A 16,719-nucleotide genomic window follows, 5' to 3' on the forward strand; every position below is an offset into this window, starting at 1 on the left:
AACAAGTCACAATGGTCAATTCGGTTCTCGCAAGCTTATAGTCTGTTAAGATTGTGCATGACCCTTTTTATTTTTATGTAATTCAAATGTTTGGAAGTAGTTTCTAATGGAAACACAATATAAGGTGTTATGTGTCTGTTTAGGAAATATTTGCCGTTCTCCCACGGCTGAGGTGGTTTTCAGACATTATTGTGACGCACATCAACTCAATGTCATTGTCGATTCAGCTGGAACGAGTAATTATCATCCAAATAAATCGCCAGATCAGCGTAGTCAGTTGCATGCTCAGAAAAGGGGCTATGACCTATCATCTTTACGTGCAAGACAACTTTCAACCCAAGACTTTTTAGAGTTTGATTTGATTTTGGCAATGGATCATCAAAATTTTGAAGATATACATGACGTGTTGCAAAGAGCCGTTTCTCAATATGGCGCACACCAAATTCGTGCAAAAGTAGCTTTAATGAGTGAGCATGATCCTGAATACCCACAACAAGCGTTGCCTGATCCTTATTATGGCGGTGCTGATGGTTTTGAACGTGTACTCAATCAATGTGAGTCCAGTAGTTTGGCGTGGGTTAATATTTTAAAAAAACAATTGAATGTTTAAGAATAGGTTTTTCAATACAATGCAAATTCAAAATCAAGTACAGCTTAAGCCATTCAATACTCTAAGTTTAGATGCAACTGTTTCTCACTATACTAAAGTTGGCAATATTCAAGATATTGAAGCAGCTTTAGAGTTTGCTGAGCAGCATCAGTTAAATGTACTTGTATTATCGGGCGGTAGTAATATGTTATTGCCGCAGCAGATCAACGCTTTAGTGATCCATCTTGATATTCAGGGAATTGAAGTTTTATCAAACAATCATGATTTTGTGCGGGTTAAAGTAGGCGCAGGCCAAGTCTGGCATGATTTTGTTTTATACAGCACTGAACAGAACTGGTTTGGTTTGCAAAATTTAGCTCTTATTCCGGGCTTAGTTGGTGCTTCACCGGTACAAAACATTGGGGCGTATGGGGTAGAAGTAGGCGAGTTTATTGAGTCAGTACAAGTGTATGACCGTAAATTGAAGCAAACTCAGACAATTTTAGCGGCCGACTGCCATTTCGCCTACCGCCATAGTATTTTTAAAGATGATCCGAACCGTTACATTATCACGCATGTCACTTTTAAATTGCTTAAACAGCCGCATTTAAAACTTAACTACGGCGACTTGAAACAAGCAGTTGGAGACAATCAGACTGCCGAAAATTTACAAAATCAGGTCATCCATATTCGTCAAAGTAAACTTCCTGATCCAAAAGAGTATCCAAATGTCGGGAGTTTCTTTAAAAATCCGATTGTTAAACCTCAAGAGTTTGAACGTTTAGTCACACAATTCTCAACAATTCCACATTATCCTCAAGCTAACGGAAACGTTAAAATTGCAGCAGGATGGTTAATTGATCAGGCGGGTTGGAAAGGGAAGCAACTCGATATGGTAGGGATGTTCCATAAACAGGCATTAGTTCTGGTGAATTATGCCAATGCATCTCTAGCTGATGTAAGGAAAACTTATCAGGCTGTACAACATGATGTTGATCAGCTTTTCCATATTATGTTAGAACCAGAGCCTGTTCTTTATAACAGTTTAGGTTTAATTGAAAATCATACGGAATAGTTTTATGCCAAAAGTACACTTAATGGTACGTTTAGTACAAGTAGTCACCGTGCTATTTGTACTTTTAGGCTGTTTCGTGGTTTTTTTATATTCGCCATTTTATTCAAAACTTATTGTAGCTGGGCTTAACTATTTTGTACCTGTTGATGTTAATCAAGTCGCTGCTGAGAGCCAGAGACAGGCTGCATTAAGTGAGCATGATAATTTAGAGCCAGGTTCGAATTTATGGATCGCTCGTCAGGCCTATTTAAAACTGACGGAGCAAGCGTTACGTGAAAAAAGAACATCTGATCTGACCTATATTCAAGAGAATTATAAAGCCTTGCAGCAAATTATTCTTTTAGAAGAAAAGGAGGCGGATTCGGAAGAGCAAGCAGCATCTGTAACGGTTCCTTTAGTCGCTAAAAACTCAGAAATTGACGCCGCAGATGAGGCGAGTAGTCCTGTTGACGAAGCACTTTTTATTAATAGTTCTGAAAATAAAGCGCTTACTGAGCAATATACAGAGTTTTTAGCAAGAAAACCTGTGGTGCCAGAGCATCAAAAAGCTGTCAGTGAACCTGAACAAAAAGTCGAGTATGTGCGTAAAAATCCATTACCAGTACAACCTAAAAAGTTATCAGAACCTTATGCAATTGTTGTGTTGGGGGGCGGATTAACCTTAGATAAAAATGGTAAGGATATTGTTGTTAATGGCTATACACGATTGCGATTAGAAAAAACTTTAGAAGTTGAAAAACAAAATCATCTGCCTATTGTGCTTAGCGGTGTAGAAGCACCTTATATGCAATCTTGGTTAAAAGAGCGCGGTGTTGATGCAAAGCTATTAGAAAAGCGTAGTATGAATACATGTGAAAATACCCGTTTTAGCTCTTTATTGCTTCAGAAAAAAGGCGGGGCACCAACAGTCATGTTGGTTACAGATGAATATCATATGCCGCGTACACGCCGACTGTTTGCTTTAAATGGTATAGAAACTATTCCTGTTGTAGCTCCAATGCCAACTCCACTGACACGTTGGCAACCAAGTGTGCAAAATTACGATCATAGCCGCCGTGCAAATTATGAATTACTTGCGACAATTCGCGACATGTTGTTTGGCTCAAGTGATTGTCGAGAGGTTCCTTAATGTCAGATATTCCATTTCTCAATCCTGCCGTATTAAAACAATTAGATTTACCGGTTCCTAATCGTGATCTTACGCCACAGGTTTTGAGTCCACTTAACTTAAATACATTAGAAGAACCTTCTCGTGATTTGCTGGCCTACCGCAAATTGTATGGTTTACATTTACTTGAATGTGACCATTGGCAAGGTTATGTTCAAATGCCTTTATTCCGTTTGCATGTGCAAGTTTTCAAACCTAAAGTAGAAAAAATACAAGGTACAGTTTGTCTATTGCATGGCTATCTTGAGCATAGCGGTATTTACCAGCCAATTATTCGTGAAATTCTTGAGCAGGGCTTTAGTATCATTACTTATGATTTGCCGGGGCATGGATTAAGTGATGGTTCACCAGCCAGCATTAAAAACTTTGATCATTACCAGCAAGTTTTGATGGCTGTTTATCAATATGTGAAACATGCAGATCAGTTACCTAAACCATGGGTCGGTATTGGTCAAAGTACGGGTGGAGCAATTTGGATGCATCACTTATTAGAATATGCTGAAAAACGCCAAGATCCGATTGTAGATCGAGTACTTTTACTTTCTCCGCTAATTCGCCCCGCAAAAACCGCATGGTGGCATAACCCCGTTGGATTAGGCATTATTCGCCGTATTAAACGTCAAGTGCCAAGGCATTTTAGACGTAATAATCATAATCCTGAATTTTTGCGTTTTATTCGTTTAAAGGATCCTTTGCAACCCCGAATGATGGGCATGGACTGGATTTTAGCAATGTCAAAATGGATGCAGGAAATGGAAGAGCGACCTGCTTGCCGTATCCCAGTCTGGCTTGCACAAGGTGCTCTCGATCAGACTGTTGATTGGCGATACAACATTGAATTTATTCGTCGTAAATTTAGACTCCAAACGTTGTTAATGCTTGAAGAAGGCTCTCATCAATTAATTAATGAACGTGCAGATATACGTGCGGCATTAACAGGATTGATTCCAGCCTTTTTGCATGCAAAGCCAAAACATTTTTATTATTAGAAAAATAATGCATCTATCCAAAATTCTAGATAGATGCATTATTTAATCTTTGTAGTTTATTTTGAATTTTGATAAAGCTGCATAAAGTTTTTATAAACCGAAGACTGCTTTTGTGGACTATACATATTGCGCTCGATTGTTCCTTTATCTGTTTTGATTAAAACATTCACATTTTGAGCATTTTTAAATTCTTGTAGGAATTGACTTGGAATAACAAAGTAAGTGGTTGAATGTTTAGGTACTAATCGGCTCACATTTGTCTTTTCAGTGGCTTGAGCTGGTTCGTAATTGAATCGTTTGCCATCAATATCAAAAGTCAAAGCGTTAATATCGTAAAAGTTATAACTACTACTTAAATGAACATCTACTCGAAGCTGATTTTTTTGATTTTCGTTCCATTTAACCAATAAGCTTGGGCATAGTTCAGTTGGTGAGCAGTTTAGTTGACCAGCTGTCTTTACCTCTTTAGGAGCTGGTGTACTAACCTGTGTGGTGCTACACGCTGCAGTAAGTAGACATGAACCCAATAAGAGTAGAGATTTCTTCATCATATAAATTCCAAGATCGTATGTTTAATATTATTTATGTTAAGAGTAATAAATTTTGACATAATTTAACGCGTAGTTGGACCTAAAAATACAAATGGTTTTGCAATTTTAAAGGAAGAGGTGGCATCACCTGCATAGATATGGCTTTGATCAGGTCCTAAATCAAGTCTACGTGTTTTACCATCTTTAAAGTTAATCTTTTTTAAGTCAACCCAAAATACATTTGGTGAAAGAGCGGATTCAAAAAAGTAGAGCATCTGTTTGTGATCGGCAACAGTTCGCCAGCGAGTCGAAGAGATATTAGGTTCTTCTTGAGTATTTAATCCATAGGGAACAGATGCATTGCGAATCACACTAAATACAGATGCTTGTGCTTGTTTTGTATTATCATTTTTAGGAATAGCATTAATGTAAAATGATGCACGTGCAAAGCGATCAGATGCTCTGTTAGTACCGGGAAGCATAATCGTTCCGCCAATTTGCTTCCAATATTCAACAAGTGCAAGTTGTTTATCGAAAGTAGGTGAATTGGTCATGACTTGATAGCTTCGGCTATGGTGAATCACTTGTTTTCCACCAATATATTCAATAATTGCGCTATCACCTGTTTTATCAGAAATAGATAAATGTAAGGTGGTGAGCCGTGTTTCACCGGGAACATTGTCTGTAATAATAGTATAGGGTTCTTTTTCTAAGGCCTTAACGGCTTCATCTACAGTTGCAAAATTATCGAGTACATATTGAGCCCATGCTGCAATACTTAATAAAGGCTTATCTGTCTTTTTTGCATCTGGGTATTCAGACTCTACTAACCATAAAATATTAGCAACCAAACCTGCTTCATTCATTCCATCTGTTGTGGAAACTTCATAACCTGTAGCAATTACACTTCCATATTTCGACGTCCATTTTATTGAGTTGGGACCAGCACTACCGTCACGGCTAACCCCGCTTGGCATAATCCATAAGTTGGTACCTGTATCAACCTTCCAGTCCATTGAGCGAGCAGTAATAATATGTTGATTATTACCTAAATATACGGCACGTGTACAAGCAACAGCATAGCTACTTAAGCCTACAGCGATTGCAACAAAAGAAGAGATGAATGTTTTTTTCAACATGATGAGGTACCTTCTTGTTATAAGCATTAAAAAATTTTTATTAAATAAAATTAAAATGTGTACGTTATTTATACTTTTATATTAGGTGAAAAATCTATTAAATACAAATTAAAAGGGGAATAAAATTTAAGCAAAAATCACATATTAGTTTTAAATATGGAAGAGCATCACACTATAAAGGTGATGCTCAACTTATAAAAATTAATATAAATTAAAAATGATTGGCATCAGCCATATTCCACATTCGATAGTAGAAATTATCATCGTCATTATTAAGTTCAGATTGTAAAAGTTCACCTTCTTTTAAGAAAAAATGCAACTGAGCATAGTTCTTAATTTCACGGTCATTTACTCGCTGAGCCAAATGATGAGCTTTAATATCAGAAGGATGGCGTAAACCTGCTGCAGCAATCATTTCTGATAATGCATGCAAGGTATTTTTATGAAAATTAAATACTCGTTCTGCTTTGGTTGGTACATCAATTGCTTTTTGACGATCTTTGTCTTGAGTCGCTACACCCACAGGGCATTGGTTGGTGTGGCAGCTTTGTGCCTGAATACATCCAACTGCAAACATGAAACCACGTGCTGAATTAACCCAGTCTGCACCGAGTGCAAAAGTGCTAGCGATATCAAAAGCACTAATGATTTTACCACTTGCGCCAATTTTAACTTGATCTCTTAGTCCTGCACCCACAAGAGTGTTATGCACAAAGCGTAAGCCCTCTCGTAATGGGGTACCAATATTGTCACTAAACTCAATTGGTGCTGCACCAGTACCACCTTCAGAACCATCTACAACAATAAAGTCAGGAACAATTTTTGTTTCAAGCATTGCTTTAACAATACTCATGAATTGCCAAGGTTGGCCAATACACAGTTTAAAACCAACTGGCTTGCCACTAGATAATGTTCGCAGCTTCTGTAAGAAATGCATCATTTCAATTGGGGTAGAAAAACTAGAATGCTTAGCAGGAGAAATACAATCATGATCGCGTGAAACGCCACGGATTTGGGCAATTTCTTCGGTAATTTTATGCTTAGGTAAGATACCACCATGGCCCGGTTTTGCACCTTGTGAAAGCTTTAATTCGATCATTTTGATCTGTGGCAATTGAGATTGTTTAGCAAATTTTTGCTCGTCAAATTTTCCATCTAGGGTACGACAACCAAAATAACCACTGGCAATTTGCCAAACAATATCTCCACCATTTTCGAGATGATAAGGGCTTAAGCTACCTTCACCAGTATCGTGATAAAACCCACCTAATTGCGCTCCTTTATTGAGTGCTCGAATTGCATTGGCACTTAAACTACCAAAGCTCATGGCAGAGATATTCATAATGGATGCACTATAGGGTTGAAGGCATTGTGCATTACCCACCTGAATGCGGAAGCTCTTTGGATCAGCTGGTGGGCAAGGGCTTATTGAGTGGACAATAAAGCGGTAATTTTCTTGATAGACATCAATGATTGAACCAAAAGGTTTATCTGCATTTTCGTTTTTAGCACGTTGATAAACTAAGCTTCGTTGCATGCGAGAAAAAGGTAGAGCATCTTGATCCGCTTCAATAAAGTATTGACGAATTTCGGGGCGTATATCTTCAAACAAAAAACGAAAATGTCCCATAATTGGGTAATTTTTTAAAATAGAATGTTTATTCTGCAAAACATCATAGAGGCCTAATAGGCTTAAAGCGCCTGTAACTACCCATAAACCATTAAGGAGAGTATCAGAAATAAAATAATAGATACTATGAGGGGTATAGACGGTTCGAAACCATGTGATGCTGAGCGCAGTAAAAATACATAAAAACCAGAGAGAATGGCGCGAAAAGAATGTATTGAGAAATTTATGTCGAATGATTTGTGCTGGACTCGCCATATTGGAACAAATTCCTAATGTTTTACTGATACATACCTTGCCAAGAAGGAGCTAAAACCACAAGTATGGAATTGTTAGCTTAAGGACGGTATAACAAAATCCAAAGATTATTGGGTTTGATTTTTCATTTAATTTTTAGAAATATTTAAGCTAGTAATACATAATTTTCTTGGTGAAGTCTTATCTTTAATCACTGAAATTTCTAAAAAAGTTTAAAGATTTAATAAAATACTTAGATTTATTATTTATAAATTATTAATTTCTTATTCTTTTTAAATATATAGAGCAATCAGATGCTTACCTTTTGTTCTTAATTTTTTTGACCAAAGATTAAAAAAATATAAAATGCTAAAAGTGATGGTAAACTTTAACTAATGAAAATTTATAATTTTTTTAGAAAAACTAACAAAATTTCAATGAAAGTATCAAAAATTAATATAAAAGCGTGATAAAGCATGAAAAAGTTTATAATTGAGAAATTCATCAAAAGTGGAATTATTAATTGATATTTAGAATGAAAGCTTTGTTAGTGTTTTTGTTGTTTTTTTGTATTATGCGCCGTAAGTAGAGTAAAAAAAATAATGCTTTGAAAAATCAATCAGAAAAATTAATGATTGTGATGGGGAAGGCGAGTTTTTACATCTATTAATTTTATTGGCGTAATGTAAAAAGGTTTTTAACCATGAATAAGTCTCTCATTTGTTTATCAGCAATTGCTATGGGGTTAACGTCTATCAATGTTGCAAATGCAGCTAACGCAACCGGTACACTAACTGTTAAAGCAACGATTACAAACAGTTGTGTTCTCAATACTTCTGCAACAGGTACTACGTCAAATGCAATTTTAGATTTTGGCACTTTAAATTCGCTTGCGAGCAATGTAGATGCGGACACTACAACGACAGGTGGGACTGCAATTAAAGTTTTATGTAACAACACTGTACCATGGACTTTGGCTTTTGATGGCGGTAAAAACGCTCAATCTACTCAACGTAACATGATTGGTGGGGCGACTAGCAACGAATATATTCCTTACAACCTTTTCTCAGACACAGGACGTGCCACCGCAATTGGTATTTCAACAACTGCTTATAGTGGAACAGGAACTGGTAATGTTCAGACAGTGAACGTTTATGGCCGTATTCCTGCTGGCACTACTTTGCCAAGTGCGGGCAGCTATGTTGACACTGTGACTGTAACAGTGACTTATTAATTTTTAATAAGTTTGCTTATGTCATTGCTAGCTCTTTGTAAGAGAGCTAGCTCAATCTGAGAAAAGTAGTTCTGGGCAAATCATGAAAAAAAATATCTTTGTTGTTACAAGTTTATTGTTATTTTTGCCTAGTATGCTAAATGCAGCATCAATTCGCCTTTCACCTGTTAGTGTTGAAATATTGAGTGATCAGGCTGCATCTTCCATTAGTTTATATAACCAGTCAAATGAAAGCGCTAATTTACAGGTGCGTGTATTTGAGTGGAGACAAAATGCTGGTCAAGATCAACTCATTCCTACGGATGAGATTGTAATCAGTCCACCATTTCTAAAACTACAACCTAGTGACTCTTATAACTTGCGTGTCGTTAGAATTAACCCAGAACCTATGTCTGGTGAAAAAACCTATCGTATTATTATTGATGAGTTACCAAAACCAGTTGATAGCCGTAAAGCTGATCAAGGGGTTAACGTACTACTACGTTCGTCATTACCTGTATTTGTAGTCAATAAAGATGCGATTACTAAAATAAGTTGGTCAATACAACAAGAACAAAATAGCGCTTATCTCACCATAAGTAATGTTGGTAATCGACATGCGCTTTTAAATAACTTAATACTTGTAGATACAACAGCAAATAAAAGCTATCCCATTAAAGTAAACACCGTGAATGGTTATATTCTTGCCGGGAAAGCGAGAAATTTTAATATTAGTCCTGATTTTAAATTTCAAGCAGATCATAAATATAATATTTCATTAAATATTAACGGTAAGCAAACATCTCTTTAAAGAGGCACATATGAAATATATCGTAAGTGCCTTATGTGTTATGTACTTGCCGATTCATGCTGCTGCTGAATCATTACAAGATAGTACCAATGCTGTCTTACCAACTATTCCAGAAGTTGTGAATTCTGCTCATCAGGCCTTTGGTTCTGATCAGGGATATATACAGCTATTTTTAAATATTTCTGTTAACTCAAATGTTTCAAAAGACTTAATATCTGTACGGCAAGATCAAGATAGAAAATTATATATCCGCTTTCGTGACTTAAGAACTTTAAGAATAAAAATGGATGAACATATCCTAGATAACCAGTGGGTGTGTATTAATGATTTAAACGGAATTCAGTTTAAATATCTCGAGAATGAGCAGTCTCTAAACCTAAAAGTTCCATCGAATATGTTAACGGGTTACTCAGTCGACTTAAGTGGCCAGCAGGTCACTAGCCCCAATTTGCTAAAGATGAAACCTTTAAACGCAGCTATTTTGAATTACAGCCTGTATAACACCATAACCAATGATGAGAATGTTTTCTCAGGTACGGCAGAAGGGATTTTTAACAGTGCAATCGGTAACTTTTCTTCAGGGGTTTTATATAACGGTAATAATGAAAATAGTTATAGCCATGAAAAATGGGTACGACTGGAAAGTAAGTGGCAATATGTCGACCCTGAGAAGATCAGGATATATACCCTAGGGGACTTTATTTCCAATAGCCCGGATTGGGGAAGTAGTGTCCGTCTTGCTGGTTTTCAGTGGTCGAGTGCTTATAGTCAACGCGGTGATATTGTCACCTCGGCACTCCCGCAATTTTCCGGCTCGGCAGCATTGCCTTCAACACTGGATTTATATGTCAACCAGCAAAAGATTTATTCAGGGTTAGTGCCTTCAGGCCCATTTGATATTAAACAGCTTCCATTTATTTCAGGAAATGAAGTCACCCTTGTGACTACCGATGCAACCGGACAGCAGAGCATTACCAAAAAGCCGTACTATTTTTCATCGAAGATTCTGGCAAAAGGCATTAATGAGTTTTCAGTAGATGTGGGGGTTCCACGCTACAACTATGGACTCTATTCAAACGATTATGACGATGCCACTTTTGCCTCAGGTGCGATCCGATACGGCTACAGTAACTCACTGACTTTAAGCGGTGGGGCAGAAGCTTCAACAGATGGCCTGTCGAACCTCGGTACAGGATTTGCCAAGAATATTTTTGGTATTGGGGTGATCAATGCTGACATTGCAGCGAGCCAGTATAAAGATGAAAACGGTTATTCTGCCTTGCTGGGTTTAGAAGGGCGCATCAGTAAGAACATTTCATTTAACACCAGTTACCGCAAAGTATTTGATAACTATTTTGACCTTGCCCGTGTGTCTCAAGTGAGATATTTAAAAGATAACCAGATTAATCCTGAGTCACAGAATTACCTGAACTACAGCGCACTGGCCGATGAGATTTTTAGGGCAGGCATTAACTATAACTTTTATGCAGGCTATGGGGTTTATCTGGGCTATAACCAGATCAAATATAGCGATAACTCCTATAAGTTACTGTCTACCAATCTAAGCGGAAGTCTGGACAAGAACTGGGGTTTTTATGCATCAGTGTATAAAGATTATGAAAACCATAAGGACTATGGCATTTACATTGCGCTGCGATATACCCCATCTAGTAAAGTGAATGCGATCACGAGTGTATCTAGTGACAGCGGTAGCCTACGGTATCGCCAAGAAATATTCGGTTTGTCAGAACCAAAAATTGGTTCATTTGGCTGGGGCGGTTATGTTGAGCACGATAAGGATGCGAATGAAAACAATGCCTCGGTCTATGCGTCTTACCGAGCACGGGCAGCTTACCTGACAGGGCGCTATAACCGATTTGGGGATAATGATCAGATTGCACTTTCAGCGACGGGTTCATTGGTTGCGGCGGCGGGACGTATCTTTGCGGCCAATGAAATTGGAGACGGCTATGCGGTCGTGACTAATGCTGGGCCAAAGAGTCAAATTTTAAATGGTGGTGCTAACTTAGGCGAAACTGACAAATCTGGCCGATTCTTAATTGCGAATTTAAGACCCTACATGTCTCATCATATCTATCTAGACCCATCATATTTACCTTTAGAGTGGGAAGTTAGCTCTACGAATCAGACAGCGTTTGTAGGTTACCGTCAAGGAACTTTGGTTGACTTCGGTGCTCATCAGGTCATTTCAGGATTAGTGAAACTGATTGATCAAAATAATTCACCGTTGATGCCAGGTTATGCTGTTCGAATTAATGGTCAGCAAAATGGGCTGGTTGGCTACGATGGTGAAGTATTTATTCCAAACCTGTTAAAGCAAAACAAACTTGAAGTTGATCTTCTAGATCATGGTTCATGCCAAGTTGATTTTGTGTATGAAAAAAAGCAATACAGTGCTAAAAAATTGGGGCCTTATGTATGTCGATGAATATTGCTAGCTTTAACCAGCCGACAACTTTGAAAGCTCTTTCATTTATCCTGAAATATTTTTGCGGAATGAGTTTGTTAAGCCTGATCTTTATATTTTTTAACTCTGCACATGCAAGTTGTAACGTTACAGGGACAACTTCTGGTACATACACATACACTGCTGCAACAATTAACAATGATGCAATTCTGACATACACAGGGACAATACGTTGTTATGGAGGACGTTCAACACCAGAAATTTCAGGTTATATGTGTATGAAAACCGTCTTCAATGGAACAACGAGTAGCAATAATAGTGTTTCATTGCCTTATACGGTCACTGCTACTGTGGGTGGGGCTGGGTCGTCGACTACCAATCAAACTTCGAATGTCTGGTATGGGCCTGTGAAAACAGTTTCTTCTAATAATAATGTTATTAGTTACTCAGTGAATATAAAAGTACCCGCCCGTAGTGGTTCACTCATGGCATATCCTAAAGGAACCTATACTGGTACAGTTCAGCTATTTTGGGATATGCAAGCAGGCTCTAGCACAGTGTGCGAAGGTGATGGTGGCGGAGGTTGGGACTCAGGTAATACCACTCTAACTGCTAATTATGTTGTGCCAAGTTTATGCCAAATAGATTCAACATCAAATGTTGATTTTGGAAATATTAATGATATAGGTAAGACCAGTCGAGATTATACAGCTCAAGGGGTGGTGAATACGACTTGTAATACTGGATTGCCATACAGTATTTATTTAGGGGATGGAAATAACCGTATTGCTGGTGGCTTTAGGCAGATGACAAATGGTAGTGGTCAATATATCCCGTATCAGTTATATCAGAACTCGAATTATAGTGCGGTATGGGATACTACTGGTGGTGTAAGCGCAGTTGGAGGTTCTGGAGGTGTTTTTAAAACAGGTTCGGGCAATTCTCAGGGTACAAATGTCTATGGAAAAATTCCGCAAGGTACCACTATTGCAACAGCTCCGGGTAATTACTCAGATACGATCGTTGTTACAGTAACTTATTAAGAGTTTTTTGATTCTAAGATTGGATATTTTGCCAATGTTTTGATTGGCGGAGATGAATAATAATTAGTTTTTAAAATTGATATTTAAGCTAAGCTTGACTTAAAGGTATAGTTTAAAAAGGGCTTTTATTTATAAAATTTGGTGTTTAATTGTTCTAATTTAAAAGAGACAGATAGGTTTTTTTAAACAATAGGTAGGGGTGATAGGTAGTTAGCGGTAATGTTGTTTCAGGATGAGTAAAAACAGAAAAAGACAAATTAAAAAAATAAGAAAAAACATCTGATAAATATATACCTTATGAATATTAAATGTATTTTTACACAAGTTAACAGATTGTACAAATTAAATTACAGTTCTCTTTTCTTTCTTTATTTTTTCTTATCAATAAAAAATACTTATAGAGATAAGTCGATTCTCAATAATTTAATGATTTGTATTGGAAAACAAAGTGTTAAAATTGAGAGGCTGAGATGCTCTGATATGTTTAATTGTATTTTATTCGGTGAATCTACGAATTGAAATTTGTGGATGCTTAGTAGTACTAAAGACAAATGGCTACATGCGTGACAGCTATCCCGAATTTTAACCTCATGAAAATACAAAGGTTTATAAATTGTTTCAACCACTTACTATCCAAACTCGACTTGGTGGATTCTACTTCTTTTACTATTCCATCGTGGGCACATTCATGCCTTATTGGAATTTATATCTTCAAGATCAGGGATTTAATTATCAAGAAATTGGTGTTTTATCCTCAATTGCGATTGTAACGCGTTTTTTTGCACCTTTAGTTTGGGGTTGGATTGCTGATAAATCTGGTAAGCGGATGTTACTTGTTCGGATAGCAACTTGGATGGAATCTTGTATATGGTTAGCTATTTTTATAGTGCCAAATACTTTTCAATCAGTTGCTTTGCTTATGCTTATTTTTAGTTTCTTTCAAAATGCGATTTTAGCTCAATTTGAAGGGGTGACTTTATTTTGGTTGGGTGATCAAAAAGCTAAACTTTACGGCAAAATTCGTAAGTGGGGATCGGTTGGGTTTATTGTTGGGGTATTCACTATTGGGGCAATTTTAGAAATAGTGCATATTTCAATGCTCCCAATTTTACTATTAATTATCGCGTCGCTGGCGTTTATTTGGTCTTTCACAATCCGCGAACCTGATAGCGCGCCTACTTCCCAAAAACATTTAGAACCTTTACTTCCTGTACTTAAACGCCCAACAGTGGCTGCATTTTTTGCAATTGAATTTATTCTACTTTTTTCACACGCGCCTTTTTATAGTTTCTATAGTAATTTTCTGAAATCTTTGAATTTCAGTACGACTGAAATTGGATTTTTATGGGCCATGGGCGTTTTTGCTGAAATTTTTATGTTTTCAATTGCCTCAAAGATTTTTCAATGCTTTTCGTGGCGCAGTTTAGTCATTGTGTGTCTGCTGGTGACGAGTATACGTTGGATGCTAGTTGCAGTATTTTCACATTATTTTATTGGTCAACTTTTTGCGCAGTGTTTACATGCCTTTAGTTTTGGTTTATTTCACTTGATTGCAATGAGAGTTATTTTTCAAAACTTCTCTGCTGGACAGCAAGGGCGTGGACAAGCACTTTATAGCACCATGTGGGGGTTAGGTGTAGCTTTTGGTAGTGTTCTGGCTGGGCATTTCTGGAAAACTTTTTCTGGTGAACTCATCTTTATGTGTGCCAGCGTGGTTGTGCTCTTAGGTTTGTGCTTTGTAAAGTGGCTTCCGAAACAAGTCGATTCTTCAACCGCCTAAGTTTGAGATAATGCAAAATAAAGAATTTATATTGAAAAAAGCAAGTAAATATAAAATTGTTTGATGACTTGTTGTGACACGTTACAGTTGAAAAATATTGTTTTTATATGGTTATGGAGCAATGATTTTCTAAAAAAATATGCTAACTTAACTCCATGCGTTTAATGATTAATAAATCTATGAAAAATATTTATATTATTGGATTATTGTGGGCTTGTTCTGGTTTGGCTGTGGCAGAAACAGTGACAGGGCAGCCAGTCGAACAACCCGTTCGGACTGCAAGTAATCCTAATGCTATACGTATTGTTACGCGATCTGAAATTATGGGATTATGGGGGATGGAAATTCCAAATAATAAAAAATGTGTAGAATATTATAACTTTCGTAGTAGTAATGATGTAGTGATCAAAAGTGGTCAGGAATGGTCTTATGGTATTTATGAATATCAACCATCTGATGACCCTAAAGAGCAGCTAGCCGCTTTAGTAATGCAAATTAAATTTGACAATAATAAAGTAGATTGTTCTGGTCAGAAACAAGACCAAACAGGTGATGTCTCACAATATTTTGTACAATGGAAAAACGACCATACAATCAATTTTTGCTCGACAGCTAAAGGTGAGCAGTGCTTTGCGACTTTACGTCGGGTATTACCATAAAATTATAGATATTAAAAAAGCCTCTTAAAAATAAGAGGCTTTTTTTATTATGCAGTTTCAGCTTTCTTTTCTTCGACTTGTTTTAACAAGTGTTTTTCAAGGTAATGGATATCCATTGCTTGAGAGCAGAAACTCTTATCTTGCAAAATTAGATCTTTATGTAGAGGAATATTTGTTTTAATTCCCGTAAGGATCATTTCATCTAGTGCTTGACGCATACGAGCAATTGAAGTTTCACGGTCTTTACCATGAGAAATCAATTTAGCAATCATAGAGTCATAGTAAGGTGGAATGCTGTATTCTGGGTAGATATGAGAATCTAAACGAATACCAGCACCGCCTGGTGCGTAGAAACTTTCAATTTTACCAGGTGAAGGTAAGAAGGTTGTTGGATCTTCTGCATTGATACGGCATTCAATTGCATGTCCTTGAACTTTGATATCTTCTTGTTGAAGCTCTAGTCCTAGGCCACCAGCAATACGTAACTGCTGTTCAATAATATCGACACCAGTAACCATTTCAGTTACAGGGTGCTCAACCTGAACACGAGTATTCATTTCAATAAAGAAGAATTCACCGTCTTCAAATAAGAATTCAAACGTACCAGCACCACGATACTGCATCAACTGACATGCATGAACACAAGCTTCTAAAATATCAGCTCGAGCTTGCTCTGGTAGGTTTGGTGCAGGTGCTTCTTCTAGTACTTTTTGATGGCGACGTTGTAATGAACAGTCACGGTCATATAAATGGATTGCATGACCATTACCATCACCAAGAACTTGAACTTCGACATGGCGAGGTTTTTGTAAGAAGCGTTCCATGTAAACGGTATCATCACCGAACCACATTTCTGCATCGCGCTGCGCTGCTTGAACTGATTCAAGTAGTGTATCTACACGCTCAACAATACGCATACCACGACCACCACCACCAGAAGCCGCTTTAACAATAAGCGGGAAGCCGATTTCTTTCGCTTCTGCCAAGGCATTGTGGATGGTTACTGCGTGGTCACAACCTGGTACAGTAGGTACGCCAGCTTTTTTCATGGCAACAATCGCAGAAACTTTATTCCCCATAAGGCGGATATGTTCTGGACGTGGACCAATAAAAGTGAAGCCTGAGCTTTCTACAATTTCAGCAAACTCAGCATTTTCTGAGAGGAAACCATAACCCGGGTGAATAGCATCAGCACCGGTAATTTCTGCAGCAGTAATAATTGCCGGGATATTTAAATAGCTATCACTACTTGCGCCCGGACCAATACATACTGCTTCATCAACAAAACGTAAATGCATCAAATCCTTGTCGGCATCTGAATAGATACCAACAGTCTTGATTCCTAATGTTTTACAAGCCCGGGTAATACGTAAAGCGATTTCACCACGGTTTGCAATTAAAACTTTTTGCAACATAGACGTCCCCGGGGTA

Annotated in this window: 14 protein-coding genes; 10 read left to right on the forward strand and 4 right to left on the reverse strand. The window is 37.5% G+C overall.

Annotated elements, in window-relative coordinates:
* Positions 1–106 precede the first annotated feature (106 nt).
* Genes MKX14_RS02975 through pldB form a run of 4 tightly spaced genes read left to right on the forward strand, consistent with a single transcriptional unit; the run spans position 107 to position 3,821 of the window.
* Entirely contained in the window at positions 107–610 is a 504-nt protein-coding gene (locus tag MKX14_RS02975; protein ID WP_240281718.1) for a low molecular weight protein-tyrosine-phosphatase, read from the forward strand.
* A gap of 19 nt (positions 611–629) precedes the next feature.
* Positions 630–1,664 (forward strand): UDP-N-acetylmuramate dehydrogenase, encoded by a 1,035-nt coding sequence (gene murB, locus MKX14_RS02980; protein ID WP_046813054.1) that lies wholly within the window; start codon positions 630–632, stop codon positions 1,662–1,664.
* Positions 1,665–1,668: 4 nt separating this feature from the next.
* Positions 1,669–2,793, forward strand: coding sequence for a YdcF family protein (locus tag MKX14_RS02985; protein ID WP_108010915.1), 1,125 nt, complete (start codon positions 1,669–1,671; stop codon positions 2,791–2,793).
* Positions 2,793–3,821: an alpha/beta hydrolase gene (gene pldB / locus MKX14_RS02990; RefSeq protein ID WP_002115207.1), complete on the forward strand. Its 1,029-nt coding sequence runs from the start codon at positions 2,793–2,795 to the stop codon at positions 3,819–3,821. Before MKX14_RS02985 ends, pldB begins: the two co-directional genes overlap by 1 nt.
* Positions 3,822–3,877: 56 nt before the next feature.
* On the opposite strand, the gene MKX14_RS02995 is transcribed toward pldB, so the two are convergent.
* From MKX14_RS02995 to MKX14_RS03005, 3 genes are all read right to left on the reverse strand, one after another.
* Positions 3,878–4,372 carry a hypothetical protein gene (locus MKX14_RS02995; protein ID WP_002115218.1) on the reverse strand — a complete coding sequence of 165 codons (495 nt, stop codon included), beginning with the start codon at positions 4,370–4,372 and terminating at the stop codon, positions 3,878–3,880.
* Between the two features lie 62 nt (positions 4,373–4,434).
* Complete coding sequence (gene cbh, locus MKX14_RS03000; protein ID WP_017387349.1) at positions 4,435–5,490, reverse strand: linear amide C-N hydrolase; 1,056 nt, start codon at positions 5,488–5,490, stop codon at positions 4,435–4,437.
* Positions 5,491–5,701: 211 nt separating this feature from the next.
* Complete coding sequence (locus MKX14_RS03005) at positions 5,702–7,375, reverse strand: FMN-binding glutamate synthase family protein (RefSeq protein ID WP_240281719.1); 1,674 nt, start codon at positions 7,373–7,375, stop codon at positions 5,702–5,704.
* Between the two features lie 682 nt (positions 7,376–8,057).
* On the opposite strand from MKX14_RS03005, the gene pru reads away from it, so the two are divergent.
* From pru to MKX14_RS03035, 6 genes are all read left to right on the forward strand, one after another.
* Positions 8,058–8,588 (forward strand): Csu type fimbrial protein, encoded by a 531-nt coding sequence (gene pru / locus MKX14_RS03010; protein ID WP_068563029.1) that lies wholly within the window; start codon positions 8,058–8,060, stop codon positions 8,586–8,588.
* Between the two features lie 82 nt (positions 8,589–8,670).
* Positions 8,671–9,378: a fimbrial biogenesis chaperone gene (locus tag MKX14_RS03015; RefSeq protein WP_108010909.1), complete on the forward strand. Its 708-nt coding sequence runs from the start codon at positions 8,671–8,673 to the stop codon at positions 9,376–9,378.
* A gap of 40 nt (positions 9,379–9,418) precedes the next feature.
* Complete coding sequence (locus MKX14_RS03020; protein WP_240282009.1) at positions 9,419–11,827, forward strand: fimbria/pilus outer membrane usher protein; 2,409 nt, start codon at positions 9,419–9,421, stop codon at positions 11,825–11,827.
* Positions 11,818–12,849 (forward strand): Csu type fimbrial protein, encoded by a 1,032-nt coding sequence (locus tag MKX14_RS03025; protein ID WP_046812312.1) that lies wholly within the window; start codon positions 11,818–11,820, stop codon positions 12,847–12,849. The genes MKX14_RS03020 and MKX14_RS03025 overlap by 10 nt, the downstream gene beginning before the upstream one ends.
* Before the next feature lie 613 nt (positions 12,850–13,462).
* Entirely contained in the window at positions 13,463–14,629 is a 1,167-nt protein-coding gene (gene hcaT / locus MKX14_RS03030; protein ID WP_240281720.1) for an MFS transporter, read from the forward strand.
* Positions 14,630–14,784: 155 nt separating this feature from the next.
* Positions 14,785–15,288, forward strand: a complete 504-nt coding sequence (locus MKX14_RS03035) for a hypothetical protein (RefSeq protein WP_240281721.1) — start codon at positions 14,785–14,787, stop codon at positions 15,286–15,288.
* Between the two features lie 47 nt (positions 15,289–15,335).
* On the opposite strand, the gene accC is transcribed toward MKX14_RS03035, so the two are convergent.
* Entirely contained in the window at positions 15,336–16,703 is a 1,368-nt protein-coding gene (gene accC, locus MKX14_RS03040) for an acetyl-CoA carboxylase biotin carboxylase subunit (protein WP_002115704.1), read from the reverse strand.
* Positions 16,704–16,719 lie beyond the last annotated feature (16 nt).

The sequence above is a fragment of the Acinetobacter pittii genome, from assembly GCF_022449185.1.
Classification (GTDB): Bacteria; Pseudomonadota; Gammaproteobacteria; order Pseudomonadales; family Moraxellaceae; genus Acinetobacter; species Acinetobacter pittii_I.